Source organism: Bacillus sp. 22-7 (assembly GCF_010628845.1).
Taxonomy (GTDB): domain Bacteria; phylum Bacillota; class Bacilli; order Bacillales; family Cytobacillaceae; genus Cytobacillus; species Cytobacillus firmus_B.
In genome coordinates, this window is the sequence record NZ_NJQY01000043.1 from 50173 (window position 1) to 54704 (window position 4532).

The window sequence follows — 4532 nt, forward strand, 5'->3', positions numbered from 1 at the left end:
CACAAGCCAATCCTCCCAAAAAGGAAAGAACGCCTTTCCGGGAAGCTCGTCTTGTGCTTGTCGGGGGTGGGCAAGGCGCTTGCGCTTTTATTAATTTTCGAATGAAAATGGATGAACGCGGTCATTAGAGCAATCCGGGCAGATAACCAGCATATCAAGACTGTATTCCTCTTCTTCCGTTTCCTCTATGTGCCCGCAGATTTCACAGACCTTTGCCAAAGTTAACGCCCCCTTATTCATCACTTGATAGGATGTTATATCCGCAGTCTTTAATAGCCTGTTCAAAATCCATGACGGAAGCAGCATCTTCATCAAATGAAATAACTGCTTCACCACTCATGGAATTCAGCTTAATCTTTCGTACACCCCAGACATCATACAGAGCTTTGCTTAGTTTTTCTTCATCCGTCTGATTCATGTTTTCAATAGATACTGTTCGAGTAATCATTAAAAATCACTCTCCTGTTTTATAATGACTGTGCTCTTTGCCCATTTCCCTGCCCATCCCTTTGAGAAAACCGAGCATAGAATTGATGGCCAGATTAATATCAGGATCACGCAGCGCTTTCATAAGCCCGAGCACACCGGTCTTTTCGTTCCTTTTCATCACTTCTGCCGATTCATCAAGGCCTTTTGTGACAGCACTCATCATGATATTCATCTGCTGCGGATCGAGGGAGCCCAGAAAATCGACGGTATTAAAACCGTTGCGGATGATATTGTGCATGTTCGGCTGGTTAACCTGGTCAATCGCAATGGCAGCCACTTTTTCTTTCGAATGCAGAAATCCCTGGATAATATCAAGTATTCCAGACTTTTGCAGCTGTCCGATGATATCGATGGCACTTGAGAGGGCCTCACGATTCTGGCTGAGCTGTGTTAAAAGACCCGCTATATCCTGTGCTTGCTCTTCCTCGGCTGAAGGCTGAACCAGTTCAATTTGCTTGATCGCTTTCGCCATCGTAGATACCCTCCTTTTTCAGCATTTCCGGAATGGAGATGAAGTCGTCCCGGCTCCATTTTTTCTCTGTTTCGACGCCAATATGCGGCTGTGGGTTGCCAAATCGGAAGTTGTGATGAGGAAGCGGTGAATCGCCGTCCCGTTCCAGCACTTCCATTTTCACCTGCATTTCCTTGTAGTTCGGCGTATGGGTAATTTTGTCATGATAGCTGCTGGTTAGCTTGTTGACTGCTCCCATTCCTTCAGTTGTATGCATCGGCAAATACAGTTCTTTCCCCTTAACCTGATCTGTCACCCATACTTTTACTTTAACATGGCCGTAAGGGGAGGTGAGTCGCACAAGACTGCCGGTTTTGATGTTCCGCTCGTCTGCCAGTTCAGGAGAAACCTCCAGCCATAGCTCCGGCACCTTATAGGAAATTCCTTCGGATTGATAGGTCATATTGCCTTCATGGAAATGCTCCAGGATTCTTCCATTGTTCAAATGAAGGTCATATTCCTCTCCGGCTTCAAAAGGAGGAGTCCAATCCACAGTAATTAAGCGGGCTTTTCCATCCGGAAAATGAAATTGATCCTTGTAGAGTAAAGGTGTATCCTTTCCATCCGGAGCAACAGGCCAAACAAGACTTTCCCAGTTTTCAAGTCGCTTGTAGCTTACACCGGCAAAAACAGGCGAAAGCTTAGCGGCTTCATCCATAATTTCACTTGGATCGTTATAATGCCAGTTTGTCCCAAGCTTGTTGGCCAGCTCCTGAAAAATGAGCCAATCCGGTTTGCTTTCTCCGAGCGGCTCGAAAACTTTATTAAATCGCTGGATCCGCCGCTCTGTATTCGTGAAGGTGCCGTCTTTTTCAAGGCTTGGCGCTGCCGGCAGAATCACATCTGCAAATTGAGCCGTCTTGGAAAAGAAAATATCCTGCACGACAAAGAAATCCAGTTTTTCAAAGGCTTCGTGAACATAATTGATATTCGAATCCACAAGGCCCATTTCTTCGCCAAAAAGATACATTGCCTTTACTTTGCCAGCCTGGATGGCTTCTACAATCTGATGATTGTTGAGACCAGGGTTTATTGGAAGTTCTGTGCCCCAGGCTTGTTCAAAGCGGGTGCGTATTTCGTCATTTTCTATTGGCTGATATCCCGGAAGCCAGGTAGGCATTGTCCCAAAATCACTCGCACCCTGCACGTTATTGTGGCCGCGCAGAGGGTAGGCGCCCGCACCCGGCTTGCCAAAATTGCCTGTAACTAAAAGCAGGTTGCAAATCGCGGTGCTTGTATCCGTGCCGCCTAAGTGCTGGGTAACACCCATGGCCCATAAAATGCATGTGCCTTTAGCATCATGAATCATTTCAGCCATTTTGATTAGTGTTTCTTTTGCGATCCCGGTTGTTTCTTCCGCATAATCCAGCGTGAATTTTTCAAGGGACTTTTTGTATTCATCCACTTGATTCACACGCGTGTTAAGAAATTCTCGGTCTTCCCATCCCTGGTCAAAAAAGTATTTCGTTACAGCTGAAAGCCATACAAGATCCGTGCCCGGTTTCGGATGGATATGCAAATCAGCCCGGTCCGCCAGATCATTTTTCCGAAGGTCAGCAACAATCAGCTTCTGGTCTGCCAATTTATGCGCCCGTTTAATTCGTGTTGCGAGAACAGGATGTGATTCTGCAGGGTTCGCTCCGACAACAATGATTAATTCAGAGCTTGCAATATCCTTCATCGTACCGGAGTCTCCGCCAATGCCGACTGTGCGGATAAGACCCATGGAGGCAGGTGTCTGACAGTATCTGGAACAATTATCAATATTGTTCGTTTTAAAAATAGCCCTGGCAAGCTTCTGGAACAGATAGTTTTCTTCGTTGGAACACTTAGAAGATGCGATAAAGCCGAGGGCATCCGGCCCATTTTCTTCTTTAATGCCAGTGAATTTCTCTGCAATCAAAGAGAGGGCCTCATCCCATGTCGCTTCATAAAATTTTTCTCCCTTTCTGATTAGGGGCTTGGTGAGGCGCTCTTTGCTGTTCACAAAGCTCCAGCCGAATTTTCCTTTTACACAAGTTGAAATCCCATTAACAGGGGCTTCAGGTGACGGCTGGATTTTGAGAATTTCCCGGTCTTTCGTCCAAACTTCAAAGCTGCATCCGACTCCGCAATAGGTGCAGACCGTTTTGGTGCGCTTAATACGGGCTTCCCGCATTGCTGCCTCTACATTGGATATAGCAAAAATCTCTTTATAGCCTGGCTCAACTTCTTTTGTTAAATCAATCATCGGCTCAAGAAGCGGCTTTGGAATATTCGTAAGATAGCCTGCTTTGCCGAGCATCGATTTCTCCATTAATGCATTGCATGGGCACACCGTCACACAATGCCCGCAGGATACACAAGAGGATTCATTAATCGGCACATCATTATCCCAAATCACTCGCGGCTGCTCCCGGTCCCAGGCAATGCTCAGTACCTCGCTCACCTGCAGATCCTGGCACGCTTCCACACAAAGTCCGCAAAGGATACACTGATCCGGTTCATACCGGTAAAAGGGATTTGAGTTATCCTGAGGGTAAGGCTTTGGCTTAAATTCATACTTCTGATGCTCAATCTTAAAATGCTCGGCAGTATTATGCACCACACAGTTTCCATTATTGTTATCACAAACCGTGCAGTATAGCTCATGATTTTTTAAGATGCGGGACATTCCTTCAAGCTGTGCTTCCTTTGCCAGCTCCGACAATGAACTTACTTTTAGATCCGGCTCGGCTTTAGTCGCACAGGACCTTTTCAATTCGCCATCAATCTCCACGTAGCAGGTATCGCACGTCTGAATGACGCCAACCCCTAAATCCGGCTGGGAAGAACAAATCCCCGGGAGAAAGTGTTTATGATCCCGCGCCGCCTCAAAAATCGACTGTCCCGGCTTTGCTTGGATTTCTTTTTCATCCAGGTAAAAGGTGAATTTTTCTCTGTCCATAATACACCACCGCCTATTCATTTCGTTCTATTAAAAAAGTATTTGTTAAAAGTGGGAAATGTATTACAAAATGGGCTGAATTGGCAGTGGGATCTGAGGAGAGAAATGGCTGCTAATGAGGAGCGCTTATTTTCTTGGTAAACCATTTTTCGCACTTGAAAAAAACCTGAGCATGCCCATTGAAAAATTACTCTGTATCCGTTAATATATAAATACAAGCTGCATTGTGCGTAATCATAATAAAGTTTTAACCTTTAAGCTGTAATAGGGAGTTTTACATTGAAACGGGAATGACAGGCCTCCGTCTATATGACAAGGAGGACAGGCAGGAATGTTTCTGCGAACACCCACTTTGAGGAGTGGTGGTTTAAAACTTTCTTATCATTATTTACGGCAATGGCGGCTGTACATACTGTAATCAAACCAGTTCCTGATGGGAGCTGGTTTTTTTGCGTTTAGAAATTAAAATTATGGTTAAACCAAGATAAAGTGAAACTTCACTCAGTGGGGGTTTTCCTTATCCCCCACTGATTGTTAGTCGCGTTCTAGTGTCGCTAAGATCTCCGCTAGCGCTTCGATCAATCGACACTACGAACCCGATTGGTT

4 protein-coding genes and 1 other RNA gene are annotated in these 4532 nt (G+C 45.4%); 1 reads left to right on the forward strand and 4 read right to left on the reverse strand.

Annotated features, from left to right (window positions below; all coding sequences use genetic code 11):
* Positions 1-90: 90 nt before the first annotated feature.
* The 4 genes from CE058_RS25215 to fdhF are packed head-to-tail and all read right to left on the reverse strand — an operon-like array spanning position 91 to position 3926.
* Entirely contained in the window at positions 91-219 is a 129-nt protein-coding gene (locus CE058_RS25215) for a zinc ribbon-containing protein (protein ID WP_261391658.1), read from the reverse strand.
* A gap of 13 nt (positions 220-232) precedes the next feature.
* A complete protein-coding gene (locus CE058_RS23625; RefSeq protein WP_048011289.1) occupies positions 233-448 on the reverse strand; it encodes a heavy-metal-associated domain-containing protein in 216 nt (71 codons plus the stop codon).
* A 6-nt stretch (positions 449-454) separates the two neighbouring features.
* Positions 455-961: a helical membrane plugin domain-containing protein gene (locus tag CE058_RS23630; RefSeq protein WP_163145231.1), complete on the reverse strand. Its 507-nt coding sequence runs from the start codon at positions 959-961 to the stop codon at positions 455-457.
* Complete coding sequence (gene fdhF / locus CE058_RS23635) at positions 936-3926, reverse strand: formate dehydrogenase subunit alpha (RefSeq protein WP_163145232.1); 2991 nt, start codon at positions 3924-3926, stop codon at positions 936-938. The genes CE058_RS23630 and fdhF overlap by 26 nt, the downstream gene beginning before the upstream one ends.
* Positions 3927-4139: 213 nt before the next feature.
* Here fdhF and ssrS point away from each other — a divergent pair.
* Positions 4140-4336, forward strand: a non-coding RNA gene (ssrS, locus tag CE058_RS23640) — 6S RNA.
* Positions 4337-4532 lie beyond the last annotated feature (196 nt).